Here is a 26,645-nt window from a genome sequence, read left to right as displayed (position 1 = left end):
TCGCCGTTTTAGAGGAAGCCCCCGAGTCAGAAATGACGAGGGGGCTTTTGCTTTTGGCAATCTCATAAACTTTTGCTATATTTGCGTCGAACTAATTTTATATCAACGTTTAAAGCAAATTGAAAGTATGAAGATTAAAGTTTTATTATTGGCTGCCGTTGCGGTAGCGTTTTCTTTCGTGGTGACATCTTGTGGTAATAAGAAGGCAGCAGATTCTAATGCAACTGAGGTAGATTCTTGCTGTGCAGCAAAAACAGAACAAGTATGTGACTCTGCAAAAAAGGCATGTTGCCAGGGAGCTGATTCAGCAGTATGTCCTAAGACTGCATGTGATGGTGCCAAGTGTGACAAACCTTGTGAGAAGAAGTAATTCAGAACTTGTATTGAACTGATGAATAAGTAAAAGGTGTACCTTGAGGTACGCCTTTTTTGTAATATATTTCAGTGATAAATGAATATAAGCTTATAAAATGATATTTTTTATCGAAAATAAGTAATGAATTTGTTTGTATAGTACGAAATAATACCTACCTTTGCAACGTTAAAACAAAAAAGAAGATGATTCAGAACTTTACATATATTCTACTGTGTGGTATTATTATTCTACTGGCGAAGTTTAGTGGAAGTGAGTGCTGTGCGTGAATATATATGTAAGATGCAATGACATATGAAGCCTTTCTCACTTCCAAGTGCGAAAGGCTTTTTTTATGGGACATAAATTAAATACAATAAAGCAATGAGTGACAAATTATTTATTTTTGACACAACGCTCCGCGATGGCGAGCAGGTTCCGGGATGCCAATTGAATACAGTGGAAAAGATTCAGGTAGCCAGACAACTGGAAGCTTTGGGGGTAGATGTGATTGAAGCCGGATTTCCTATTTCAAGTCCGGGAGATTTCAATTCGGTCATTGAGATATCAAAAGCTGTGACATGGCCCACTATCTGCGCCTTGACACGTGCCGTACAGAAAGATATTGATGTAGCGGCAGAGGCTTTGCAGTTTGCCAAGCGTAAACGTATCCATACTGGGATTGGTACATCTGACCCGCACATTAAATATAAATTCAATTCCAATCGTGAAGAAATTATAGAGCGTGCAGTGGCTGCCGTAAAGTATGCACGTAAATATGTGGATGATGTGGAGTTCTATGCAGAAGATGCAGGCCGGACGGACAATGAATATCTGGCCCGTGTGGTAGAAGCTGTTATCAAGGCGGGTGCCACTGTGGTAAATATTCCCGATACAACGGGATATTGCCTGCCTGGTGAGTATGGCGCGAAAATAAAATATCTGATGGAACATGTCAACGGTATTCATAATGCCATTATTTCTACTCATTGCCACAATGACTTGGGCATGGCTACTGCCAATACAATGGCTGGTGTGCTGAATGGTGCCCGCCAGGTGGAGGTGACTATCAACGGTATTGGTGAACGTGCCGGGAATACTTCTCTTGAGGAAGTGGCGATGATTATCAAATGCCACAAGGACATAGAAATCGAGACCAACATTAATACACAGAAGATTTATCCAACCAGCCGTATGGTGTCCAGCTTGATGAACATGCCGGTACAGCCCAACAAAGCTATTGTAGGTCGTAATGCTTTTGCCCATTCGTCGGGCATCCACCAGGATGGTGTGTTGAAGAATGTACAGACTTACGAAATCATTGATCCGCACGATGTGGGTATTGATGATAATTCCATCGTATTGACAGCCCGTAGCGGACGCGCAGCCTTAAAGAACCGTTTGTCGGTATTGGGAGTACAGCTGGATCAGGAAAAGTTGGATAAAGTATATGAAGAGTTCTTGAAACTTGCCGATAAGAAAAAAGATATCAATGATGACGATATTCTGGTATTGGCAGGGGCAAATCGTACGCAGAACCACCGTATCAAACTGGAATATCTTCAGGTGACCAGTGGCGTAGGGGTTCGTTCGGTTGCCAGTCTGGGATTGAACATCTCCGGTGAGAAGTTTGAAGCCGCCGCCAGTGGAAACGGTCCGGTAGATGCCGCTATCAAGGCTTTGAAGAGGATTATCGACCGCCATATGACCTTGAAGGAATTCACCATCCAGGCTATCAGCAAGGGTAGCGACGATATGGGTAAGGTACACATGCAGGTGGAATACGATAACCATATTTATTATGGGTTTGGTGCCAATACCGATATTATCGCGGCATCGGTGGAAGCTTACATCGACTGTATCAATAAGTTTAAGGAGTGACGGGTTACGAGCTGCAAATAGCGAGTAATGAAGTTTAAGAAGTAAAATTAATGGTTTACAAGTTGCGTATGTAAGATGCCGGGAAGGTTCTTGTAGCTTGTGACTAACAACTAAAGAATATGAATACATTATTTGATAAAATCTGGGATGCCCATGTGGTACAGAAAGTGGAAGACGGTCCCACACAGCTTTATATTGACCGGCTTTATTGTCATGAAGTAACCAGTCCGCAAGCCTTTTCGGGATTGCGCGAACGTGGAATCAAGTGTTTCCGTCCGGAAAAGATTCTCTGCATGCCCGACCATAACACGCCGACGCATGACCAAGACAAGCCGATTGAAGACCCGGTTTCAAAGACTCAGGTAGATACACTGGCCAAGAATGCGGAAGAGTTTGGATTGGCACATTTCGGCATGATGGACAAGAAGAACGGAATTATCCATGTAGTAGGTCCGGAACGCGGTCTGACCCTACCCGGCATGACCATTGTTTGCGGTGACTCGCACACCTCAACCCACGGTGCGATGGGAGCGGTGGCTTTCGGTATCGGTACGAGTGAGGTGGAAATGGTAATGGCCTCGCAATGTATTCTTCAGACCCGTCCTAAGACGATGCGTATCACTGTTGACGGTAAGCTGGGCAAAGGAGTGACGGCAAAAGATGTGGCATTGTACATGATGTCGAAGATGACGACCAGCGGTGCTACGGGATATTTCGTGGAATATGCCGGAGAAGCTGTGCGCAGTCTGACTATGGAAGGCCGCCTGACCTTATGCAATCTGAGTATAGAAATGGGTGCCCGCGGCGGTATGGTTGCTCCGGATGAGATTACTTTCGAGTACATCAAAGGACGCGAATATGCCCCGAAGGGTGAGGCATGGGACAAGGCATTGGCATATTGGAAAACATTGAAGAGCGATGAAGGTGCGGTGTTCGACAAGGAAGTCTGTTTTGCTGCCGAAGATATTGAACCGATGATTACATACGGCACCAATCCAGGTATGGGTATGGGCATCACGCGACATATTCCTACTACCGAAGGAATGGGAGAAGCTGCCCGCACCTCTTTCATGAAGTCCATGGGCTATATGGGTTTCCAACCGGGAGAGTCTTTGCTGGGTAGGAAGATCGATTATGTGTTTTTGGGTGCCTGCACCAATGGGCGTATCGAGGATTTTCGCGCATTTGCTTCCATTGTGAAAGGCCGTCGGAAGTCAGAGGATGTAGTGGCATGGCTGGTTCCGGGTTCTTGGATGGTAGATGCCCAGATTCGTGAAGAGGGATTGGACAAGATTTTGGAAGAGGCCGGTTTTGCCATTCGCCAACCGGGTTGCTCCGCTTGCCTGGCAATGAACGATGATAAAGTGCCTGTCGGAAAGTATGCAGTGTCTACCAGTAACCGTAATTTTGAAGGACGCCAGGGACTGGGTGCCCGAACATTGCTTGCCAGTCCGCTTGTAGCTGCCGCAGCCGCAGTGACGGGTGTGATTACAGATCCCAGAACGCTGATTTGATGTTCGATTGGACGATTTGCGATTAAAATTGCTTCGTAAATCAACCATCGTTCAACAAAGGTAAATCAAGAGTATTTTCAATCGTGAATTGTAAATCGTAAAATCGTAAATAAGAAGATGAAAGCAAAATTTGATAGATTAACCAGTACCTGTGTTCCTCTTCCATTAGAGAATGTGGATACGGACCAGATAATCCCTGCACGTTTTCTGAAAGCTACTACCCGTGAGGAAAAGTTCTTCGGAGATAATTTGTTCCGCGATTGGCGTTATCATCCGGACGGCTCTCTGAACAAGGACTTTGTTTTGAACGACCCCACCTACGGCGGGCAGATTCTGGTGGCAGGAAAGAACTTCGGTTCCGGTTCCAGCCGTGAGCATGCTGCATGGGCTATTGCCGGTTACGGGTTTCGCGTGGTGGTATCGAGTTTCTTTGCCGATATACACAAGAACAATGAACTGAACAACTTTGTGCTTCCGGTGGTGGTGAGCGAGCCGTTCTTGAAAGAGTTGTTCGACTCCATCTCTGCCAATCCGAAGCTGGAAGTGGAAGTGAACCTGCCCGAACAGACCATTACCAACAAGGCTACGGGCAAGAGCGAACATTTCGAAATCAATGCCTATAAGAAGCATTGCCTGATGAATGGCTTGGATGACATTGATTTCTTGGTGCAGAGCAAGGAGAAGATTGAGGAGTATGAGGCGAATGGTATGGCACACCGATGACACAGATTAGACAGATGGCCACAGATTATTTATATAAAGAAGAAACGGATGGAATAATCGAGTCATCTTATGATGCTTATAATGCTTTGGGTTATGGATTCTTGGAGAGAGTGTATCAGAATGTATTTTTTCAGGAATTGCAACGGAGAGGTTTTCTGTGTGAAGTTCAGCAGAAGATTGAAGTTTTCTTTAAAGGCTGTTTGGCAGGGAATTATTATGCTGATATAGTAGTGAATAAACACATTGTTCTCGAACAGAAAGCGTGTGCAAGTCTTTGTCGTGAACATGAACTACAACTGATTAATTATCTTAAATCCACGGATATAGAGGCAGGACTTCTTTTTAACTTTGGCGAGCATCCTCAAATACGCAGAAAACTATTCACTAATGATAGAAAAATAAATCTGCGGTCATCCGTCTGATTTGTGTCGTCTGTGTGCCATTATCTTAAACAATAAAAACAACAATATGAAACATCCCCGAATAGAAATCATGGACACTACGCTCCGCGACGGTGAACAGACCAGCGGGGTTTCCTTTGTGCCTCATGAGAAATTGATGATTGCCCGTTTGTTACTGGAGGAGCTGAAGGTAGACCGGGTGGAGGTGGCTTCTGCGCGGGTATCCAAAGGAGAGTTTGATGCCGTAAAAATGATTTGTGACTGGGCAGCACGCTGCAATCTGTTGCCGAGAGTAGAGGTGCTTGGCTTTGTAGATGGCCACACGTCGGTGGACTGGATACATGCGACCGGTTGCCGTGTCATCAATCTGCTGTGCAAAGGCTCGCTGAAGCATTGCAACTACCAGTTGCAGAAGACTCCCGAAGAGCATATCGAGGATATTCTGTCCGTAGTGGATTACGCCAACGAGCAGGATATGGTAGTGAATGTCTATCTGGAAGACTGGAGCAACGGCATGAAAGATTCTCCGGAATATGTGTTTCTGCTGATGGATGCATTAAGCCGGACGAATATACGGCGCTATATGCTACCCGATACCTTGGGAGTGCTGAATCCGCTGCAAGTTATCGAGTTCATGCGCAAGATGGTGAAACGCTATCCGCATGCCCATTTCGACTTCCATGCCCATAATGATTACGACCTTGCTGTGAGCAATGTGTTGGCTGCTGTATTGAGTGGCTGCAAAGGCCTGCATACCACAATCAACGGCCTGGGCGAACGTGCCGGCAATGCTCCGCTTGCCAGTGTGCAGGCTATCCTGAAAGACCACTTCAATGCCATTACCAACATTGACGAAAGCCGCCTGAACGATGTGAGCCGCGTGCTGGAATCCTACTCGGGCATTGTAATTCCTGCCAACAAGCCGATTGTGGGTGAGAATGTATTTACCCAGGTGGCAGGCGTCCATGCCGACGGTGATAACAAGAGCAATCTCTACTGCAACGACCTCCTGCCCGAACGCTTTGGCCGCAAGCGAGAGTATGCCCTGGGCAAGAACAGCGGTAAAGCCAATATCCGGAAGAACCTGGAGGACTTGGGGCTGCAACTGGATGAAGAATCCATGCGCAAGGTAACGGCACGCATCATCGAACTGGGTGACAAGAAAGAGCTGGTGACGCAGGAAGATTTGCCGTATATCGTTTCGGATGTCTTGAAGCATGGGGTGATGGAAGAACGCGTCAGCCTTAAGAGCTACATTGTGAATCTGGCGTATGGACTGAAGCCGATGGCTACGTTGAAGATAGAAATCAACGGAAAGGAATATGAGGAAAGCTCCAGTGGAGATGGGCAGTATGATGCTTTTGTGCGCGCCTTGCGCAAGATATATAAAGTGACACTGGGCCGTAAGTTCCCGATGCTGACGAACTATGCCGTGACCATTCCTCCCGGCGGGCGTACCGATGCCTTTGTGCAGACGGTTATTACCTGGAGTTTTGAAGATACGATATTCCGTACACGCGGATTGGACGCAGACCAGACGGAAGCGGCCATCAAGGCGACGGTGAAGATGCTGAATATCATAGAAGACGAATACGAATCATAAGAAATGAATCTCATGGAGAAAAAGAAATCGTTTTTTGAGAGGCATCCTTATGTATGCTATGCGTTGTATGCAGGCTTGCTTTTTGCTTTCAACCTCTTTCTGCGTTGGTGGAGCGGCGAGTTGGATGCGGACGAGTATCTTATGTCAGCCATCAATACCCTCATATTGACGGCAGGTTTTGTGTGGGGTGACCGGTATCGCCGCAAGAATCTTGCAAACAAAAAGAAGATAGATGAACTTTTAAATAATAAATAAAACAATGGATTTTAAAATTGCAGTATTGGCCGGTGACGGTATCGGCCCCGAAATCTCCGTCGTAGGCGTGGACGTGATGACCGCCGTGTGTGAGAAGTTCGGACACAAAGTAAACTATGAACATGCCATCTGCGGTGCGGACGCGATAGACAAGACGGGCGACCCTTTTCCCGAAGCCACTTATGAGGCTTGTAAGAATGCGGATGCCGTACTGTTCTCTGCCGTAGGTGACCCGAAATTCGACAATGACCCTACTGCCAAAGTGCGTCCCGAGCAGGGCTTGCTGGCTATGCGCAAGAAACTGGGACTGTTTGCCAACATCCGCCCCGTGCAGACCTTCAAATGTCTGCTCCATAAGTCTCCCCTTCGTGCGGAGCTGGTGGATGGTGCCGATTTCCTTTGCATCCGCGAACTGACCGGTGGCATGTACTTCGGTGAGAAATACCAGGACAACGACAAGGCGTATGATACGAACATGTACACCCGTCCGGAGATTGAACGTATCCTGAAAGTCGGATTTGAATATGCCATGAAGCGGAACAAACACCTTACGGTGGTGGATAAAGCCAACGTGCTTGCCTCTTCCCGTCTTTGGAGACAGATTGCCCGGGAGATGGCGCCGCAATACCCTGAAGTGACCACCGACTATATGTTTGTGGACAACGCCGCCATGAAGATGATTCAGGAGCCGAAGTTCTTTGACGTAATGGTTACGGAAAATACGTTTGGTGATATTTTGACGGACGAGGGTTCCTGCATCAGTGGCTCTATGGGATTGCTGCCCTCCGCTTCTACGGGAGAGAGCACGCCGGTATTCGAACCCATCCACGGCTCCTGGCCTCAGGCGAAAGGCTTGAATATAGCCAATCCGCTGGCGCAGATTTTGTCCGTAGCCATGCTTTTCGAATACTTCGACCTGAAAGAGGAAGGGGCATTGATCCGTAAGGCAGTGGATGCTTCACTCGATGCGAATGTACGTACACCGGAGATTCAAGTAGAAGGTGGCGACAAATACGGTACCAAGGAAGTGGGCGCGTGGATTGTAGACTATCTTAAGAAGTCTTGATGCCGCTATCCCATTACTGTTCTGATCGGTAACTTCCCGCTGCAGTAGTTCTGCAAACCTTTTGCAGTGTCACTGCAAAGCAGTTGCAGTCGCGCTGCAAAGCAATTGCAGTATCACTGCAAGCCTATTTGCAGTAACGCTGCAACTTGTTTGCAGTACTACTGCAAAAAGCGTGCATCATCTTTGCAGTGGGAAGTCGCTGATTGTCAGATATGATTCTTCCTTCCCATTCTTCCTTCTCCAATCGTTTCATATCCTTTCATCCTCTTTATTCGTGTTAAGCTTTGATGGATGCCGGCATAATCTTTCCTTTCCCGCGCGGTTTATTTCTTGGAATTTGCATATCTTTGTCAGCATATCCATGTTACAATAAGTGTGTACGGGAAGAATGTATTAGACAATGAGATTATGGCGAAAATTGCAAAGAACCTGACGGAGTTGATTGGGCATACTCCTTTGATGGAATTGGCTGAATACAGCCGTAAATGCGGATTGAAAAGAAACATAGTGGCAAAACTGGAATCTTTTAATCCGGCGGGAAGCGTGAAGGACCGTGTGGCATTTGCCATGATTGAGGATGCCGAGGCACGCGGAGCCCTGAAACCCGGAGCCACGATTATTGAACCTACCAGCGGCAATACCGGCGTGGGACTGGCGATGGTGGCAACCATCAAAGGATATCATTTGATATTGACCATGCCGGAGACCATGAGTGTGGAACGCCGTAATCTGCTGAAAGCCCTGGGTGCGGAGATTGTACTGACCGACGGGCTGGCAGGTATGGCAGGCTCCATTGCCAAAGCGAAAGAGCTGCGCGACGCGATACCCGGTGCGGTTATTCTGCAGCAGTTTGAGAATCCCTCCAATGCCAAGACTCATGAACATACTACGGGAGAAGAAATCTGGACGGACACGGATGGCAGGGTTGCTGTTTTTGTTGCCGGTGTGGGCACGGGCGGCACGGTCTGTGGAGTGGCGCGTGCCTTGAAGAAACATAATCCGAATATCTATGTTGTGGCTGTAGAACCGGCCTCCTCTCCGGTTCTGGAAGGAGGGGAAGACGCACCGCACCGCATCCAGGGAATCGGGGCCAATTTTATTCCTTCCATTTATGATGCTTCTGTAGTAGACGAGGTTATTCCGGTGCCCGATGACGAGGCTATTCGTGGAGGACGAGAGCTGGCTTCTACGGAAGGCTTGCTGGCCGGCATCTCATCCGGTGCGGCGGTATATGCGGCACGGCTGCTGGCCGAACGCCCTGAATTTGCGGATAAAATGATTGTTGCCCTACTGCCCGATACGGGGGAACGCTATTTGTCAACAGAACTGTTTGCTTTCGATACCTATCCTTTGGAATAAATACTGAATATTACATGAAGAAATTTATTTTTTCTTTCCTTTTGTGTGGAGCCACGATGTTTCCTGCCTTTTCACAAACCTATCAGGAACTGAGCGAACGTGCGGTTGCAGCCACGGAGCAGGATAGCTTGTCGTTGGCCGAAAAATACATTGAACAAGCCCTGAAGATGGAGCCCGCCAACCCTCATAACGCTTTGCTGTTCTCCAACCTGGGCACGATACAGTATCGGCAGCACCGGTATGAGCAGGCCCTCGACTCGTATACGCTGGCATTGAACATTGCTCCGCGTGCCATACCTGCCCTGATGAACCGTGCCGCTCTTTATCTTGAGTTGGGGAAGGATGATTTGGCGCGGATAGACTACTCTTTGGTGCTGGACCTGGAGAGCGACAATCAGGAAGCCTTGCTGATGCGTGCCTATATCCATATGCGGCAGCGCAACTATAATTTTGCAAAGTCTGATTATGAACGTCTGCTGAAACTTGCCCCCCGGAGCTACAATGGCCGTCTGGGGTTGGCTACACTGGAGCAGAAGGAAGGCAAATACGAAGCGGCGCTTTCGATATTGAATGCCATGATTGCAGAAAAAGGAGGAGAAGCTACCCGGCTGACTACCCGTCAATATGCCGTACTTTACGTGGCACGTGCGGGTGTGGAGCAGGATATGAAACATGTAGACCTGGCCATGATGGACTTGGAAGAAGCTATTAAGCTGGATTCTTCACAAACGGAAGCCTACTTGATACGGGGACAAATTTATCTTTCCCAAAAGAAAAAGGAGTTGGCAAAACGTGACTTCGAAAAAGCCATTTCGCTTGGCGTGCCACAAGGTGAACTCAGGGAACTGCTGTTGCAGTGTAAATAATATTCAACTATATTCCCGTATCAGCTCCACAAACTCTTTTCCGTATTTCTTCTTCTTATATTCACCGATACCGCTGATATTGCCAAATTCTTCTATGGTGGTGGGGCGGGAGGTGCTGAGTAGGTGGAGCACTTTGTCGGACAGTACGATATAGGCAGGGAGTGCTTCCTGGTCGGCAAGGCGTTTGCGCAGAGCGCGCAAGGCCTCGAACAGTTCCCCGCTTTCTGCATTGGGTAGTCCCAAGGGCAATTCTCGGGCCGGCACTGCAGCCTTGCGCTTGCGCCCTTTGGCTGCTTGTACGGCTTCGTCGCGGCGGATGATGACAAGCCGGGCGCGTGCTCTGCCAAACAAGACATCTGTTCCGCTTTGAGTAATTTTCAGATGGTTGTTTTCATTGTAGGCCATTTCGAAATAGCCGAGTTGCAACATTTGCAGCAGGTAGTCATGCCAATCTCCGGCGGGTACATCACGCCCGGCTCCAAAGGTCTTAAGTCGATGATATCCTCTTTCCGTAACTTCGGCACTCATGTTTCCTCGGAGGATGTCCACTAAGATGCCGGTCCCGATCTGCTGCTCGGAACGCGCTATTGCACTGAGTGCCTTTTGTACGATTATTGTACCGTCGAAACGTTCGGGAGGATTTTTGCATACATCACAGTTTCCACAGTCGCAGGCAGTGTTTTCGCCGAAATAGCTTAGCAGGATGCGGCGGCGGCATATATCTGCCTCCGCATATTGCTGCATGCGTTGCAGCTTCTCCAGGTTGATGCTTTGCTGTCCGCTGTCCGTTGCGAATTTGGTGAGCAGAATGAGGTCGGCCAGTGAATAGAACAAAAGGGTGTCACTGGGCATCCCGTCTCGTCCGGCACGGCCTATCTCCTGATAGAAACTTTCAATGCTTTTGGGCAAATTGTAATGAATCACCCAGCGCACATTGCTTTTGTCAATTCCCATTCCGAAGGCGATGGTGGCGCATACCACTTGCACGCGGTCGTTGATGAAGTCGTCTTGTGCTTCGTCTCTTCGCGCCGGCGAGAGCCCTGCATGATAGACTGCCGACCTTATCCCTTGTCTCTGAAGCATCTGCGCCACTGTTTCGGTCTTGCTGCGGCTCATACAGTAAATGATGCCGCTCTCTCCCGGATGGCGGTCGATGAAGTCGAGGATGGCCTTGCTCTTTTCCTTCTGCCGGTAACCTCTTTTCACGGTGAGGCTCAGGTTGGGACGGTCGAAGGATGAAATGAAAATTCCGGGCTGGTTCAGGTGTAGCTGCTTGATAATATCCTCACGGGTTATTTTGTCGGCCGTGGCAGTAAGTGCGATGATGGGAACCCGGGGAAACAGTTGGTGAAGGATGCCCATCTGCGTATATTCCGGCCGGAAATCGTGCCCCCATTGCGAGATGCAATGCGCCTCGTCGATGGCGAATAGGGAAATGTGCATGTCCCTCAACAGGTAGTTGGCTTCCGCCAGTAACTTTTCGGGAGAAATATACAGCAGTTTCAGCTTGCCTTCCATGCATGCACGCCGTAGTGAAGCATTCTCCGTTTCATTATTATTGCTGTTCAGCGCACCGGCGGCGATGCCGTTTGCACAGAGCGTTTCCACCTGGTCCTTCATCAAGGAGATGAGCGGAGAAACCACCACCGCCGTGCCTTCACTCAACAGGGCGGGAAGTTGGTAGCAGATAGATTTTCCGCCTCCTGTCGGCATCAGTACCAGTGCATCTTTACGCTCCATCAGATGGCGTATGATGTCTTCTTGCAAGGGGCGGAAACTGTCGTAACCGAAATATGTCTTGAGCGTTTGCAGCATAATTTGGAAGTATGGATTTCTTTCGGCAAAGGTACGTTTATTATTGCATATACTACAAATGAAAGGCCATCAAGATTTCGCATCGTATGAGTTTCCGTTAAAGGTTAAAGTATCTTATTGGTACCCGAATTCCCCTACTTTTCAACCTTTTTTGTTGTCTTTTTATCAAAAATATATAGGGAAAAGTTGTATATAAAAAAAAAATGTCTGACTTTTGTAAAATCTAAAGGGGCTCTCCCTTTGGATGCTCCGATTTAAGAACAACCCTAACCAGTTAATTCAATGAGTGATTTAGAAAACAATGTTCAGGAAAAAGAGACGAAGAAACGTCCTTACAACCTGCGCGAAAAGAAAGAAAAGGATGCTGCCTACCGTTCTTTGATAAGGCCGGAACTGGCAGATGAACTGTATGACAAAATCTTGAATATCGTTGTTGTACAAAAGAAGTACAGAGATGCTGATTATTCCGCCAAGGATTTGGCGAAAGAATTGCAGACCAATACCCGCTATTTATCTGCGGTGGTGAATTCACGCTTCGGCATGAATTACTCTTGCCTGCTGAATGAATATAGAGTAAGAGAGGCACAACATTTGTTGACAGACAAAAGATATGCTGACAAGAATGTAGAGGAAATCAGTACGATGGTGGGCTTTGCCAACCGTCAGTCCTTTTATGCCGCTTTTTATAAAAATGTAGGTGAAACTCCTAATGGATATCGTAAAAGACACGCAGAAAAAGAAGCTAAGAAAAAATAATTCTGTATGACTGAATGAATAAAAAGGAAATATCCCGGAGCAGTTGTTTCGGGATACTTCCTTTTCTTCTTTTTTTGAAATACCAATCCATTACTCCCGACACATGAAGAAACAACTTATTTCTATGGTGACCGCCCTTTCTCTATTGACGGCTTGTGGCGGAAATCCGAAAACAACTGCCGAGGCAGAAAAATTTGACTATACAGTGGAACAATTTGCAGATTTACAGATTTTACGTTACCGCGTACCTGGTTTTGAGGATTTGTCCCTCAAACAAAAAGAACTGGTTTATTATTTGACGGAAGCCGCTTTGCAGGGCAGAGACATTCTCTTCGACCAGAACGGCAAGTACAACCTGACTATTCGCCGGATGCTGGAAGCCGTCTATACCGGCTATAAGGGAGATAAGAATACTCCCGATTTCAAGGCCATGGAAGTGTACCTGAAGCGTGTATGGTTCTCCAACGGCATTCATCATCACTATGGAAGCGAGAAGTTCATACCGGGATTCACTCCCGAATTCTTCAGGCAGGCTATACGGAGTGTGGATGCCGCTACGTTGCCGCTTGCCGAAGGACAGAGTGTGGAACAACTGTGCGAGGAAGTGTTCCCCGTTATTTTTGACCCAGAAGTGATGCCCAAACGGGTGAACCAGGCTGCCGGCGAAGATTTGGTGTTGACTTCCGCATGTAATTACTACGAGGGCGTGACGCAGCAGGAAGCCGAAGATTTTTATAATGCCTTGAAGAATCCGCAGGATGAAACTCCCGTCTCCTATGGTTTGAACAGCCGTTTGGTGAAGGAGGATGGCAAGGTTCGGGAGAAAGTCTGGAAAGTGGGCGGCTTGTATGGGCAGGCACTCGAAAAGATTGTTTACTGGCTGAAGAAGGCGGAAGGGGTTGCCGAGAATCCCGGACAGAAAGCGGTAATAGCCAAGCTGGTGGAATTCTATGAAACCGGCGATTTGAAGACATTCGATGAATATGCCATCTTGTGGGTGAAGGATTTGAACTCACGCATTGATTTTGTGAACGGTTTTACCGAAAGTTACGGTGACCCCCTCGGCATGAAGGCGAGCTGGGAATCTTTGGTGAATTTTAAAGACGTGGAAGCTACCCGGCGTACAGAGTTGATAAGCAGTAATGCACAGTGGTTTGAAGACCATTCACCCGTAGACGGACAGTTCAAGAAGGAAGAAGTGAAAGGTGTGTCTGCCAAGGTAATCACAGCGGCTATTCTGGCCGGTGACTTGTATCCCGCAACTGCTATCGGCATCAACCTGCCCAATGCCAACTGGATACGTAGTCATCATGGCTCGAAGTCCGTTACGATTGGTAACATTACAGATGCTTACAACAAGGCGGCTCATGGCAATGGCTTCAATGAGGAGTTTGCCTATAGCGATGCAGAGCTTCAACTGATTGATAGGTACGCGGATGTGACGGACGAACTGCATACCGACCTGCACGAATGTTTGGGGCATGGTTCCGGTAAACTGCTCCCGGGGGTGGATCCGGATGCGTTGAAGGCATACGGCTCTACCATCGAAGAGGCGCGCGCCGACTTGTTCGGACTTTATTACGTGGCCGACCCGAAGCTGGTGGAACTGGGGCTTACTCCAAGTGCGGACGCTTATAAGGCTCAATACTACACCTATCTGATGAATGGTCTGATGACACAGCTTGTACGTATCGAGCCGGGCAACAATGTAGAGGAAGCTCACATGCGCAACCGTCAGCTCATAGCGCGCTGGGTGTATGAGAAAGGTGCGGCGGAGAAGGTTGTGGAGTTAGTGAAGAAGGATGGGAAGACGTACGTCGTGATAAACGATTATGAGAAAGTGCGCGACTTGTTTGGCCGGTTGCTTGCCGAAATACAGCGTATCAAGTCCACCGGCGACTATGCCGGCGCCCATGATTTGGTGGAAGCCTATGCCGTGAAGGTCGATTCCGCCTTGCATGCCGAAGTGTTGGAACGCTACAAGAAGTTGAACCTTGCACCGTATAAGGGTTTCGTTAATCCGAAATATGAAGCGGTGACGGATGCCAACGGTACTATAACAGATGTGACAGTGACTTATGATGAAGGCTATGCGGAACAGATGTTGCGTTATGGCAAGGACTATTCTACATTGCCTTCTGTCAATAAATAATGATGTATGATAGATGCTAAAGAACGGCTGCGTCAGCAGCTGAAAGATATAAAGACACGGCTCCGCCTCTCCATGAACGGAGCTGTGTCCCAAAGTATGCGTGAGAAAGGACTGGTATATAAGCTGAACTTTGGCGTGGAGCTGCCCCGCATCAAGAGTATTGCTGCAGATTATGAGAAAGACCACTCCCTGGCTCAGGCTTTGTGGAAAGAAGATATCAGAGAGTGCAAAATACTGGCGGGACTTTTGCAGCCGGCAGAGAGTTTCCTGCCCGAGATAGCCGATATCTGGGTGGAAGATATCCGTAACATCGAAATCGCGGAACTTACCAGCATGAATTTATTCCAACATCTTCCTTATGCCCCTGCCAAGTCTTTCCATTGGATTGCGAGCGAGGACGAATACACGCAGGTCTGCGGTTTCCTCACCATTGCCCGTCTGTTGATGAAGAAAGGGGATATGAGCGAACGGGTTGAGAATGAGTTCCTCGACCAGGCAATAACGGCTTTTTTGTCGGGTTCCTATCATGTGCGCAATGCTGCCATGACTGCCATCCGCCGCTTTATGCAGCAAAACGAGGACAATTCTTTTCAAGTTTGCCGCAGGGTGGAAGGCATGGACAATTCTTCTTCTGATGTAGAGCAATTGCTATATAATCTTGTAAAAGAGGAAATTTATTAGATTGATTCTAAGCTTATAGAATATTGATGCGGTAAGGGAATATTCCCCTTATCGCAATTTTTATCTCTTTCTCGTTTGCTTTCCACAAAAAAGGATTAACTTTGTTGGCTGTAAAACTGCGCCGTCAAATGGAAAGTCAGAATGTGAAAGATACAGTTAGGCAGATATTCACTGAATATCTGAATGCGAACGGGCATCGGAAGACTCCCGAACGTTATGCTATACTTGATACCATTTACTCCATAGACGGGCATTTTGATATCGACACGCTCTATTCACAGATGGCCGACCAGGAAAATTTCCGCGTCAGCCGTGCAACGCTTTACAATACCATCATTTTGCTAATAAATGCTCGTCTGGTTATCAAGCATCAGTTCGGCAACTCTTCCCAATACGAAAAATCTTATAATCGCGATACGCACCATCACCAGATATGCACTCAGTGCGGAAAGGTGACCGAGTTTCAGAACGGGGAGTTGCAGCATGCCATTGAGAATACCAAACTGAGCCGTTTTAATCTTACGCACTATTCCTTATATATGTATGGGTTGTGCAGCAAGTGTGACCGGGCCAATAAACGGAAGAAAAAGAGTAATAACCATAAAAAAGAAAAATGAAAGTAGACGTATTATTAGGATTGCAATGGGGCGACGAAGGCAAAGGAAAAGTCGTTGATGTGTTAACTCCGAGATACGATGTCGTAGCTCGTTTTCAAGGCGGACCGAATGCCGGACATACACTCGAGTTTGAAGGACAGAAGTATGTGCTCCGTTCCATTCCGTCTGGAATATTCCAGGGGGACAAGGTAAATATCATCGGTAACGGCGTGGTGCTCGACCCGGCTCTCTTCAAGGCGGAAGCCGAATCATTGGAAGCGTCCGGGCATAACTTGAAGGAACGATTGCACATTTCCAAGAAGGCACATCTCATTATGCCGACTCACCGCATACTGGATGCTGCGTACGAAGCAGCCAAAGGAGATGCGAAGGTAGGAACGACCGGAAAAGGTATCGGACCGACTTATACGGATAAAATCAGCCGTAACGGTGTACGTGTAGGCGACATTCTGCATGACTTTGACAAGAAGTATGCAGCGGCCAAGGCCCGTCATGAACAGATATTGAAGAGCCTGAATTATGAGTATGACCTTGCGGAAATGGAGAAGGCATGGTTCGAAGGTATCGAATACCTGAAACAATTCCGGCTGGTGGACAGCGAACACGAGATGAATAATCTGCTGGCTGCCGGCAAGTCTGTATTGTGCGAAGGTGCGCAGGGCACAATGCTGGACATTGATTTCGGTTCTTATCCGTTTGTCACTTCTTCCAATACGGTCTGTGCTGGTGCTTGTACCGGTCTGGGTATTGCTCCCAACAAGATTGGTGAGGTATATGGCATTTTCAAGGCCTATTGTACGCGTGTAGGTGCCGGTCCGTTCCCGACAGAACTGTTCGACAAGACCGGTGACCAGATTTGCACGCTGGGTCATGAGTTCGGTTCTGTGACAGGACGTAAGCGCCGTTGTGGTTGGATTGACCTGGTGGCGTTGAAATATGCTATTATGGTAGACGGTGTTACCAAACTGATTATGATGAAGAGCGATGTACTCGATTCTTTTGAAACCATCAAGGCTTGTGTTGCTTACAAGATGGATGGGGAAGAAATCGATTACTTCCCGTTCGATATCAACGAGGCTGTAGAGCCGGTTTATGTAGAGCTTCCCGGTTGGCAGACGGATATGACCAAGATGCAGAGTGAAGATGAGTTCCCGGAAGAATTCAATGCATACTTGTCATTCCTGGAAGAGCAACTTGGTGTGCCCATCAAGATTGTTTCTGTGGGTCCCGACCGTGAACAAACTATTGAACGCTATACAGAAGAATAAGAAGAAATAATTCTGATAACCTTAGGTATGGATTACAGGGTTTTCGCGGCTTCATCTGAAGATTCGTGTGAAACGATAATCCATACCTTTTTTATTTATTGCCATGAGAACACGTTTTTTATCTTTTCTGCTATTGGTGGCTTTCGCGGCCTCCGTACACTCGCAGGCTTATCAGCCTACTGGGGAAAATCTGAAATCCCGTCAGGAATTCCGGGATAATAAGTTTGGCATTTTCCTGCATTGGGGGCTGTACAGCATGTTGGCAACCGGTGAATGGACTATGACCAACAAGGATTTGAACTATAGAGAATATGCCAAGTTGGCAGGTGGATTCTATCCTTCCAAATTTGATGCCGCCAAGTGGGTGGCTGCCATTAAGGCTTCGGGTGCGAAATATATCTGCTTCACCACTCGCCATCACGAAGGTTTCTCTATGTTTCATACCCGTTATTCCGATTATAATATCATAGATGCCACTCCTTTCAAGAGGGATATTCTGAAAGAATTGGCAGACGAGTGCCACAAGCAGGGCATCCGTCTGCATCTCTACTATTCGCACATCGACTGGTTTCGTGAAGATGCTCCGTGGGGACGTACCGGACGCGGAACGGGGCGCCCGAATCCGAAGGGAGACTGGAACAGTTATTATAAATTTATGAACAACCAGTTGACGGAGTTGCTGACGAACTACGGTGAAATCGGTGCTATCTGGTTCGATGGTTGGTGGGACCAGGACCAGAATCCTGATTTTGATTGGCAACTGCCCGAGCAGTATGCCTTGATACACCGTCTGCAACCGGCCTGTCTGGTGGGGAATAATCACCATCAGGTGCCTTTTGAGGGTGAGGATATACAAATCTTTGAACGCGACCTGCCGGGTGAGAACCGCGCTGGACTCTCCGGTCAGGATATCAGCGCCTTGCCTCTTGAAACTTGCGAAACAATGAACGGTATGTGGGGATACAAGATTACAGACCAGGATTATAAATCTGCTGAAACACTGATACACTATTTGGTGAAGGCCGCCGGTAAAGATGCCAACCTGCTGATGAATATCGGTCCTCAGCCGGACGGTGAGCTGCCTGCTGTTGCATTGCAGCGTCTGGCAGAAGTAGGAGAATGGATGAAGGTATACGGTGAAACCATCTACGGAACCCGTGGCGGCTGCATTGCTCCGCATCCTTGGGGAGTCACTACACAAAGAGAAAATAAATTATACGTGCATATCCTCGAATTGCAGGACAAGGCTCTTTTCCTGCCGTTGGGAGGCAAGAAAGTGAAGAAGGCAGTGGGATATGCCGACCGTCTTCCAGTGAAGTTCCGTAAGTGTGAAGGAGGGGTGATGCTCTACTTGCCGGAGGTTCCGACGGATATTGATAAAGTGATAGAGGTGGAGATTGAAAAATAAATCGGAAATCAGAAATCTTTAATTCTTCCTAAAAGATAAAGGAAACGCTGGCATTGCTCACCGTTTCCTTTTATTTTTGGCAGACTATTTGTTATACAATAAGAAACGACTGATTTATTCACAATTTAAAGAAAGAAAATTATGGGAACAGGAATGATAGGAATGCAATGGATTATTTTTATCGGTATTGCCGTCGTCAGCTGGCTGGTACAGATGAATCTTCAGAACAAATTCAAGAAGTACTCTAAAATCCCTACTGGCAACGGAATGACGGGAGCAGACGTGGCCTTGAAGATGCTGCACGATAATGGCATTTATGATGTGACCGTGACGCATACTCCCGGACATCTGACGGATCATTATAATCCTGTCAATAAGACAGTAAACTTGAGTGAGGGTGTTTATAGCAGTAACAGCATCATGGCTGCTGCCGTTGCAGCCCACGAATGTGGTCACGCCGTGCAGCATGCGCGTGCATACGCTCCGTTGACAATGCGCAGCAAGCTGGTACCGGTAGTCTCTTTTGCCTCACAGTGGATGACGTGGTTGCTGCTGGCTGGTATCTTGATGCTGAACTCCTTCCCGCAATTGCTGCTGGCAGGCATTATATTGTTTGCATTGACTACTTTGTTCAGCTTCATTACCTTGCCGGTGGAAATCAATGCAAGTAAGCGTGCGCTGGTATGGCTTAGCAACTCAGGCATTACGAATTCATACAATCATGCACAAGCTGAAGATGCACTCCGCTCGGCTGCCTATACATATGTAGTGGCTGCTCTCGGTTCGCTTGCTACGCTGATTTATTATATCATGATATTCTTGGGACGCAGAGATTGAACGCACATGATACAGGCATAAAAACTGGCCAAATCCTGAGCGGTAAAGCGCTGGATTTGGCTTTTAAGTATGAAAAAGCTGTGGAATATCAGAAGTCATATGATTGCGTAGGGTATGCGCCCCTGCATAAATGGCTTCTCGCTGAAACCACATGGCCCTATTCCATATAAATGTCAAGTCGTACATCAATGGCAAGCCATTGGTCTTTGTTTGTGCTGATGTAAATCAGTTAGCATCGGATTTTGAGTTTTCTCAATACATACTCTCTGGTATGGCACATTCAGCATGCCCCCCGGCTCTGCATAGAGAGACCATTCTGTTGCTTTGAACTTTACATATGGCGATTTCAAAACGACAGAGGGTCGCAAATAGAGATTCATAAACTTTTCTTTGTTGAAAGCCTTGTAGAATTCATCTTTCAGTTCATGGTCTTCTTTGATTTTGCAACCAACAGAGGGTATTGCAACAAAGCAATAATGAGAACAACAGGTAGATTTGCCGCATCATGAATATATTTTTTAATGTTATTTTGATGCAGAACAGTATAAATGTTGTGCCTAAATAGCAAATGCTTGATATATAGTTATATGCTGAATCAAACTTTGCCCGAAAATGAACACTTAGTTCAGAAGTGAATATTGTCGCATTACAATTCCTTAGCTTTCTCTTTTCATCCTCAATAAAATACTGTAACTTTGTCGTCCGATTTTAAAGTAATTGAACTGATTATGGCAGCAAAACCAAGTATCCCTAAAGGAACCCGTGACTTCTCGCCTGTAGAAATGGCGAAGCGTAACTATATATTCAATACGATTCGTGAAGTGTATCACCTCTATGGCTTCCAGCAGATAGAAACGCCCTCGATGGAAATGCTTTCTACCTTGATGGGGAAGTATGGTGAGGAAGGAGACAAGCTCTTGTTCAAGATACAGAATTCCGGTGATTACTTCTCCGGACTGACAGATGAAGAACTGTTGAGCCGTAATGCGGTGAAGCTTGCCAGTAAGTTCTGCGAGAAAGGTTTGCGCTATGACCTCACAGTGCCTTTTGCCCGCTACGTGGTGATGCATCGCGATGAAATCACTTTCCCCTTCAAGCGTTATCAGATACAACCCGTGTGGCGCGCCGACCGTCCGCAGAAAGGGCGTTATCGTGAGTTCTATCAATGCGACGCTGACGTGGTAGGCAGTGATTCCCTGTTGAACGAAGTGGAACTGATGCAGATTGTAGACACGGTATTCACCCGCTTCGGCATCCGTGTCTGTATCAAGATTAACAATCGCAAGATATTGAGCGGCATTGCCGAAATCATCGGTGAGTCTGACAAGATTGTGGATATTACCGTGGCCATCGATAAGTTGGATAAGATAGGTCTGGACAATGTCAACGCCGAGTTGAAGGAGAAAGGTATCAGCGACGAGGCTATTGCCAAACTGCAACCCATCATTCTGCTGAACGGCAGTAATGAAGAGAAACTCGCTACCTTGAAAGAAGTCCTTGCTGCAAGTGAAACAGGACTGAAGGGTGTGGAAGAGAGTGAATTCATCCTTTCTACCCTGAAAAGCCTCGGCTTGAAGAATGAAATCGAACTGGATTTGACATTGGCCCGTGGCTTGAATTACTATACCGGTGCCATCTTCGAAGTAAAGGCGCTTGATGTGCAAATCGGCAGTATCACCGGCGGAGGACGTTATGACAACTTGACGGGTGTATTCGGCTTGTCCGGTGTCAGTGGTGTCGGCATCTCGTTCGGTGCAGACCGCATCTTTGATGTGCTGAACCAGCTCGACCTTTATCCGAAAGAAGCGGTGAACGGTACTCAGCTGCTGTTTATCAACTTTGGTGAGAAAGAAGCTGCATTCTCTATGAATGTGCTTGCTGAAGTACGTGCGGCAGGTATTCGTGCCGAGATTTTCCCCGATGCAAGCAAGATGAAGAAACAGATGGGATATGCAAACTCCAAAGCCATTCCGTTTGTGGCCTTGGTAGGTGAGAATGAGATGAATGAGGGTAAGGTGACATTGAAAAACATGGAGACTGGTGAGCAGAAAATGGTCACTCCTCAAGAGCTGGTTAGCGAACTGAAATAATAAAAACTGAAATATACAAAAAAAGGAGCACAAGGTTGCTCCTTTTTTTGTATATTTATGGCACGAATATAGGTATTTGTAATAGTGGCGTAGGAGAAATGAAACATCCTGCATTTATCTTTGTACTGACAAAAAAAAGGAGGTTCTTATGGTTTCTGTTGAGCTTAAGCAAGAAAAACACAATGCCCTCGTCAGTTTCCTGATGATTGTTATAGCGGCATTGTTTCTGCTCTATATGGGCAGTTCATTGGTACATTCTACAAGAGCGTTCTGGGAAAATTATTCCATAGAAGAGCTGCTGGAATAAAAGGAATTCAAGTCAAATCATTACCTTTGTCGGCAAAACATATTGCCGATGATACTTTATTTTACCGCAACCGGAAACTCGCGCTGGATTGCAGAATTGCTTGCAGAGGCTACGCATGATACTGCTGTCAGCATTGTTGATTGCCTGAAGCAAGGCCCGATACCCGCAGGACTGATGGAAGTCGACAGATTGGGTGTCGTTTTTCCGGTACACTCCTGGTATGCACCCCGTGTTTTGATTGATTTTTTGTCGCAGCTCCGGTTGCCGGACTGCTGCTATCGTTATGCCGTGTGTACATGCGGGGACGATATGGGAAAGGGAATGAACCGCCTGGCAGCGCATTTTTCGCTGGATGCTGCCTGGTCTGTTGCAATGCCCAATACCTACGTACCGATGTTCAATTTGGACGATGAGGCGCTTTGCCGCAAGAAGATAGAGAACGCACGGCATGCCATTGCTTCGATTGCCGAAGATGTCATTGCACGGAAGAGGGTCTGGAATGTGCATGAAGGCAGTGCTGCCTGGCTGAAAACGTATATTGTGAATCCTTTGTTTGTTCGTTTTGTCATTGGTACAAGGAATTTCCATGTCGATGAGGGTTGCATCTCTTGCGGAATATGCAGCAAGTCGTGTCCGGTAGGCAATATCCGGTTGGTGGATGGGTATCCGGTGTGGGGAAAGCAGTGCATTCATTGTATGGCTTGTTTGCATTTTTGCCCCCGGAAAGTGATACAGTATGGAAAAGCGACACGGAAGAAGGGGCGGTATCGGTTGGAAAGTTACCTTTGTCGGTTCACCACTCCTGCATAAATCAGCAGAATAAGTGCGGGAAAGACTGTCTTGGGCAATGCTATGTTTCCTTTAGCTATCACGGAGAAGATGTTGGATGAGCTGCCTAAAGATAGCAAATATCGTTGTATATCTTGCCATTTTGTCAGCCTTTGTCTGCCAAACAATCAGCTTGTCTGTTTGGCACGGTTTTCGTAAGTTCTTTATTGCTTGTTTAAAGCAAAATTACTATTATAATAAATGTATAACATATAAAACAAAAAGACTATGAACATTAAACCATTAGCAGACAGAGTGCTGATACTCCCTGCACCTGCAGAAGAAAAAACAATTGGCGGTATCATTATTCCTGATACAGCGAAAGAGAAACCTTTGAAAGGTGAAGTTATTGCAGTAGGCAACGGAACAAAAGACGAAGAAATGGTGTTGAAGGTTGGTGACACAGTGCTGTATGGCAAGTATGCCGGTACCGAATTGGAAGTGGAAGGAACCAAGTACCTCATCATGCGCCAAAGCGATGTGCTCGCTGTTTTGGGATAATTTCATTCTTTAATTATTAATTCTTAATTTGTTTATCATATTATGGCAAAAGAAATATTATTCAATATCGATGCCCGTGACCAATTGAAGAAAGGTATCGATACACTGGCAAATGCAGTAAAAGTAACCCTCGGCCCTAAAGGTCGCAATGTTATTATCGAAAAGAAATTCGGTGCTCCCCACATCACAAAAGATGGTGTAACAGTAGCTAAAGAAGTTGAATTGGCAGACGCATATCAGAATACCGGTGCACAGTTGGTGAAGGAAGTCGCTTCCAAGACTGGTGATGATGCAGGTGACGGTACTACTACTGCTACTGTTCTGGCTCAAGCCATCGTAGCCGAAGGGCTGAAGAACGTAACTGCCGGTGCAAGTCCGATGGATATCAAACGCGGTATTGACAAGGCTGTTGCCAAAGTGGTTGATTCTATCAAAGGCCAGGCGGAAACAGTAGGTGACAACTATGACAGGATTGAGCAAGTAGCTTCCGTTTCTGCCAACAACGACCCCGTTATCGGCAAGCTGATTGCAGACGCTATGCGCAAAGTTTCCAAAGACGGTGTTATCACTATCGAAGAGGCAAAGGGTACTGATACTACTATCGGTGTGGTTGAAGGTATGCAGTTCGACCGTGGTTACCTCTCTGCTTACTTCGTTACCAATACGGAGAAGATGGAGTGCGAAATGGAAAAACCGTACATTCTGATTTATGATAAGAAGATTTCCAACCTGAAAGATTTCCTGCCTATCCTCGAACCGGCAGTACAGACCGGTCGTCCTTTGCTGGTTATTGCAGAAGATGTGGATAGCGAAGCGCTGACAACTTTGGTTGTAAACCGTCTGCGTTCTCAGTTGAAGATTTGTGCAGTGAAGGCTCCGGGTTTCGGTGACCGTCGCAAGGAAATGTTGGAAGATATTGCAGTATTGACCGGTGGTGTTGTCATCAGCGAAGAAAAAGGTCTGAAGCTGGAACAAGCTACTATTGAAATGTTGGGTACTGCTGACAAAGTCACTGTTTCCAAGGACAATACAACCATTGTGAACGGTGCCGGTGATAAAGAAAACATCAAGGAGCGTTGCGAACAAATCAAGGCTCAGATTGTAGCTACGAAGTCTGATTATGATAAGGAAAAACTACAGGAACGTCTGGCCAAGTTGTCTGGTGGTGTAGCAGTTCTTTATGTAGGTGCTGCTTCTGAGGTTGAAATGAAGGAAAAGAAAGATCGCGTAGACGATGCGCTTCGTGCTACCCGTGCCGCTATCGAAGAAGGTATCGTTCCTGGCGGTGGTGTAGCCTATATCCGTGCACTGGATGCATTGGAAGGCTTCAAAGGTGATAATGTGGACGAAACAACAGGTATCGACATCATCAAGCGTGCTATCGAAGAACCGTTGCGTCAGATTGTTGCCAACGCTGGTAAAGAAGGTGCTGTTGTCGTACAGAAAGTACGCGAAGGCAAGGCTGACTTCGGTTACAATGCCCGTACCGATGTTTACGAAAACCTGCATGCAGCCGGTGTGGTAGATCCTGCCAAGGTTACTCGTGTGGCTCTTGAGAATGCCGCTTCTATTGCCGGCATGTTCCTGACTACAGAATGCGTAATCGTAGAGAAGAAAGAAGATAAGCCCGAGATGCCGATGGGGGCTCCCGGAATGGGAGGCATGGGCGGAATGATGTAAGATCGTTTTCCCTGATTGCTTAATCAAATAGGAGAACCGCAGTGTCTTTTTGATAGATACTGCGGTTTTTTTGTTCTATTTACCTTCTTGATTATTAATAAAAAGCGTGTAATATTACAAAAGTGTTACAAAGATGATTAGTTTTCATATCTTTTGTTCGTTTTTGTTGTTAGTAAAATAAAAAATCATATCTTTACCTTTCGTAAAGATAACCTAATCAATAAGAACTATTAACCTTTTTAATTAAAGAGAAAAATGGACAAGAACGAAATCGGACTGAATGCTGGAAAAATTTGGCAGTTGCTTAACGATTATACCAGGTGGAGCTACGATTCTTTGAAGAGGAATTCCGGGCTGAAAGACAAGGAACTGGGAGCTGCATTGGGGTGGCTTGCTCGTGAGGACAAGATTGAAATTCATCAGGAAGAGGATGAACTTTATGTTTCGTTGGGGGTAAACGTTTATATCGGATAAAAGAGGAACTGATTAAATAGACTGATTGGGGGAGCACAGGTTTCGTAGTGTGGAAGCATTTTTCACCGGAGGATGAAATCTGTGCTCCTTTGTTTCTTCATATTGAGGAATATTCTTTCCTTTGCATATTCTTTTCAATAAACAAAAACAGAATGAGTATGAGAAGTTTTGCTTCAGACAATAATTCAGGCGTACATCCGCAGGTAATGGAGGCGCTGGACCGGGCCAACCGTGACCATGCTGTTGGTTATGGGGATGACCCTTGGACAGAGGAGGCTGTCCGTAAAATAAGGGAAGCGTTTACGCCGGATTGCGAACCGTTGTTTGTATTCAACGGTACGGGCAGTAATGCAGTGGCTTTGCAACTGTGTACCCGTCCTTATAACTCTATCATTTGTGCAGAGACTGCACATATCTATGTGGACGAATGTGGTGCTCCTGCCCGCATGACAGGCTGTCAGATTCGTCCTGTTGCTACCCCTGATGGCAAGTTGACCCCTGATTTAGTCCGTCCTTATCTGTGTCATTTCGGTGAGCAGCATCATTCGCAGCCCGGAGCCATTTATATTTCGCAATGTTCGGAGTTGGGCACTGTCTATAAGCCGGACGAGCTACGGGCTTTGACGGATTTGGCTCATCGGCATAGCATGTATGTCCACATGGACGGGGCCCGTCTGGCAAATGCTTGTGCAGCCCTGAATCTTGGTTTTAGGGAGTTGACAGTGGATTGCGGAATAGATATCCTTAGCTTCGGCGGTACGAAGAACGGACTGATGCTGGGAGAGAGTGTGATTGTCTTTAATCCAGCCTTGAAGAAGGAAGCTTGTTTTGTGCGTAAGCAGTCAGCACAGCTCGCATCCAAACTTCGCTATCTGTCCTGCCAGTTCACTGCTTACCTGACGGACAGCCTTTGGCTGAGAAATGCCGCGCATGCCAACCGTATGGCTAAGATTCTTTATGCCGGATTGAAGGGGTTACCAGGTGTGCATTTTACGCAGAAGGTGGAAAGTAACCAGCTTTTCCTTACGATGCCCCGTCCGGTGATTGACGAACTGTTGAAGGACTATTTTTTCTACTTCTGGGATGAGACCATCCACGAAATTCGTTTTGTGACCTCTTTTGATACTACGGAAGAAGATATCGGGCAATTGCTGCAGTCGGTAAAAAGGCTTCTCTGAAATATGTAAAAGCTCCTAACCTTCACAGGCTGG

General features: G+C 46.8%; 25 protein-coding genes. 24 read left to right on the top strand and 1 reads right to left on the bottom strand.

Translation table 11 applies throughout. The annotated features are described in order from the left end of the window. The first annotated feature begins 127 nt into the window (after nucleotides 1-127). From E5355_RS13460 to E5355_RS13415, 10 genes are all read left to right on the top strand, one after another. Nucleotides 128-370 carry a hypothetical protein gene (locus E5355_RS13460; protein ID WP_136010769.1) on the top strand — a complete coding sequence of 81 codons (243 nt, stop codon included), beginning with the start codon at nucleotides 128-130 and terminating at the stop codon, nucleotides 368-370. 366 nt (nucleotides 371-736) lie between these two features. Next, complete coding sequence (locus E5355_RS13455) at nucleotides 737-2,233, top strand: 2-isopropylmalate synthase (RefSeq protein WP_136010768.1); 1,497 nt, start codon at nucleotides 737-739, stop codon at nucleotides 2,231-2,233. A gap of 119 nt (nucleotides 2,234-2,352) precedes the next feature. Further along, nucleotides 2,353-3,747 (top strand): 3-isopropylmalate dehydratase large subunit, encoded by a 1,395-nt coding sequence (gene leuC, locus E5355_RS13450; protein WP_136010767.1) that lies wholly within the window; start codon nucleotides 2,353-2,355, stop codon nucleotides 3,745-3,747. 117 nt (nucleotides 3,748-3,864) lie between these two features. Continuing rightward, nucleotides 3,865-4,470: a 3-isopropylmalate dehydratase small subunit gene (gene leuD, locus E5355_RS13445; RefSeq protein WP_136010766.1), complete on the top strand. Its 606-nt coding sequence runs from the start codon at nucleotides 3,865-3,867 to the stop codon at nucleotides 4,468-4,470. Nucleotides 4,471-4,484: 14 nt separating this feature from the next. Beyond that, on the top strand, nucleotides 4,485-4,892 hold the full coding sequence (locus E5355_RS13440) for a GxxExxY protein (RefSeq protein ID WP_246866955.1): 408 nt from the start codon (nucleotides 4,485-4,487) through the stop codon (nucleotides 4,890-4,892). A 46-nt stretch (nucleotides 4,893-4,938) separates the two neighbouring features. After that, the gene (locus E5355_RS13435; RefSeq protein WP_136010764.1) at nucleotides 4,939-6,474 is read left to right on the top strand and encodes an alpha-isopropylmalate synthase regulatory domain-containing protein; all 1,536 of its coding nucleotides are present in this window, start codon (nucleotides 4,939-4,941) and stop codon (nucleotides 6,472-6,474) included. A gap of 12 nt (nucleotides 6,475-6,486) precedes the next feature. Beyond that, complete coding sequence (locus E5355_RS13430) at nucleotides 6,487-6,729, top strand: hypothetical protein (protein WP_136010763.1); 243 nt, start codon at nucleotides 6,487-6,489, stop codon at nucleotides 6,727-6,729. Between the two features lie 4 nt (nucleotides 6,730-6,733). Further along, nucleotides 6,734-7,795, top strand: a complete 1,062-nt coding sequence (gene leuB, locus E5355_RS13425) for a 3-isopropylmalate dehydrogenase (protein ID WP_136010762.1) — start codon at nucleotides 6,734-6,736, stop codon at nucleotides 7,793-7,795. A 408-nt stretch (nucleotides 7,796-8,203) separates the two neighbouring features. Next, nucleotides 8,204-9,154: a cysteine synthase A gene (cysK, locus tag E5355_RS13420; protein ID WP_136010761.1), complete on the top strand. Its 951-nt coding sequence runs from the start codon at nucleotides 8,204-8,206 to the stop codon at nucleotides 9,152-9,154. A 14-nt stretch (nucleotides 9,155-9,168) separates the two neighbouring features. Then, on the top strand, nucleotides 9,169-10,020 hold the full coding sequence (locus E5355_RS13415; protein ID WP_136010760.1) for a tetratricopeptide repeat protein: 852 nt from the start codon (nucleotides 9,169-9,171) through the stop codon (nucleotides 10,018-10,020). Between the two features lie 3 nt (nucleotides 10,021-10,023). Here E5355_RS13415 and recQ read toward each other — a convergent pair whose 3' ends face one another. Further along, entirely contained in the window at nucleotides 10,024-11,835 is a 1,812-nt protein-coding gene (gene recQ, locus E5355_RS13410; RefSeq protein ID WP_136010759.1) for a DNA helicase RecQ, read from the bottom strand. A 282-nt stretch (nucleotides 11,836-12,117) separates the two neighbouring features. Here recQ and E5355_RS13405 point away from each other — a divergent pair, with 282 nt between their 5' ends. The 14 genes from E5355_RS13405 to E5355_RS13345 all read left to right on the top strand — a co-directional run bounded on the left by E5355_RS13405 (nucleotide 12,118) and on the right by E5355_RS13345 (nucleotide 26,612). Continuing rightward, nucleotides 12,118-12,591, top strand: a complete 474-nt coding sequence (locus E5355_RS13405) for a helix-turn-helix domain-containing protein (RefSeq protein WP_136010758.1) — start codon at nucleotides 12,118-12,120, stop codon at nucleotides 12,589-12,591. 103 nt (nucleotides 12,592-12,694) lie between these two features. Beyond that, complete coding sequence (locus tag E5355_RS13400; RefSeq protein ID WP_136010757.1) at nucleotides 12,695-14,743, top strand: dipeptidyl-peptidase 3 family protein; 2,049 nt, start codon at nucleotides 12,695-12,697, stop codon at nucleotides 14,741-14,743. 6 nt (nucleotides 14,744-14,749) lie between these two features. Beyond that, nucleotides 14,750-15,424, top strand: a complete 675-nt coding sequence (locus E5355_RS13395; protein WP_136010756.1) for a DNA alkylation repair protein — start codon at nucleotides 14,750-14,752, stop codon at nucleotides 15,422-15,424. 128 nt (nucleotides 15,425-15,552) lie between these two features. Beyond that, entirely contained in the window at nucleotides 15,553-16,041 is a 489-nt protein-coding gene (locus E5355_RS13390; RefSeq protein ID WP_136010755.1) for a Fur family transcriptional regulator, read from the top strand. After that, nucleotides 16,038-17,309: an adenylosuccinate synthase gene (locus E5355_RS13385; RefSeq protein WP_136010754.1), complete on the top strand. Its 1,272-nt coding sequence runs from the start codon at nucleotides 16,038-16,040 to the stop codon at nucleotides 17,307-17,309. Before E5355_RS13390 ends, E5355_RS13385 begins: the two co-directional genes overlap by 4 nt. 103 nt (nucleotides 17,310-17,412) lie before the next feature. Continuing rightward, nucleotides 17,413-18,717 carry an alpha-L-fucosidase gene (locus E5355_RS13380; RefSeq protein WP_136010753.1) on the top strand — a complete coding sequence of 435 codons (1,305 nt, stop codon included), beginning with the start codon at nucleotides 17,413-17,415 and terminating at the stop codon, nucleotides 18,715-18,717. 141 nt (nucleotides 18,718-18,858) lie between these two features. Continuing rightward, nucleotides 18,859-19,554: a zinc metallopeptidase gene (locus tag E5355_RS13375; RefSeq protein ID WP_136010752.1), complete on the top strand. Its 696-nt coding sequence runs from the start codon at nucleotides 18,859-18,861 to the stop codon at nucleotides 19,552-19,554. 728 nt (nucleotides 19,555-20,282) lie between these two features. Continuing rightward, nucleotides 20,283-21,644: a histidine--tRNA ligase gene (hisS, locus tag E5355_RS13370; RefSeq protein WP_136010751.1), complete on the top strand. Its 1,362-nt coding sequence runs from the start codon at nucleotides 20,283-20,285 to the stop codon at nucleotides 21,642-21,644. 148 nt (nucleotides 21,645-21,792) lie between these two features. Further along, entirely contained in the window at nucleotides 21,793-21,951 is a 159-nt protein-coding gene (locus E5355_RS19495; protein WP_168354335.1) for a hypothetical protein, read from the top strand. A 48-nt stretch (nucleotides 21,952-21,999) separates the two neighbouring features. After that, the gene (locus E5355_RS13365; protein WP_136010750.1) at nucleotides 22,000-22,761 is read left to right on the top strand and encodes an EFR1 family ferrodoxin; all 762 of its coding nucleotides are present in this window, start codon (nucleotides 22,000-22,002) and stop codon (nucleotides 22,759-22,761) included. A 246-nt stretch (nucleotides 22,762-23,007) separates the two neighbouring features. Continuing rightward, on the top strand, nucleotides 23,008-23,280 hold the full coding sequence (locus E5355_RS13360) for a co-chaperone GroES (RefSeq protein ID WP_004290132.1): 273 nt from the start codon (nucleotides 23,008-23,010) through the stop codon (nucleotides 23,278-23,280). Nucleotides 23,281-23,322: 42 nt separating this feature from the next. Then, nucleotides 23,323-24,960 (top strand): chaperonin GroEL, encoded by a 1,638-nt coding sequence (groL, locus tag E5355_RS13355; protein ID WP_136010749.1) that lies wholly within the window; start codon nucleotides 23,323-23,325, stop codon nucleotides 24,958-24,960. Between the two features lie 255 nt (nucleotides 24,961-25,215). Next, nucleotides 25,216-25,434, top strand: coding sequence for a winged helix-turn-helix domain-containing protein (locus tag E5355_RS13350; protein ID WP_136010748.1), 219 nt, complete (start codon nucleotides 25,216-25,218; stop codon nucleotides 25,432-25,434). Between the two features lie 158 nt (nucleotides 25,435-25,592). Beyond that, nucleotides 25,593-26,612: a threonine aldolase family protein gene (locus E5355_RS13345; RefSeq protein ID WP_136010747.1), complete on the top strand. Its 1,020-nt coding sequence runs from the start codon at nucleotides 25,593-25,595 to the stop codon at nucleotides 26,610-26,612. Nucleotides 26,613-26,645 lie beyond the last annotated feature (33 nt).

Origin of the sequence: Bacteroides muris (ex Afrizal et al. 2022), from assembly GCF_004793475.1 — a bacterium.
GTDB classification, from domain to species: domain Bacteria; phylum Bacteroidota; class Bacteroidia; order Bacteroidales; family Bacteroidaceae; genus Bacteroides; species Bacteroides muris.
Note: the sequence above shows the minus strand (reverse complement) of the source record. Positions and strands in the feature narration are given on the sequence as shown.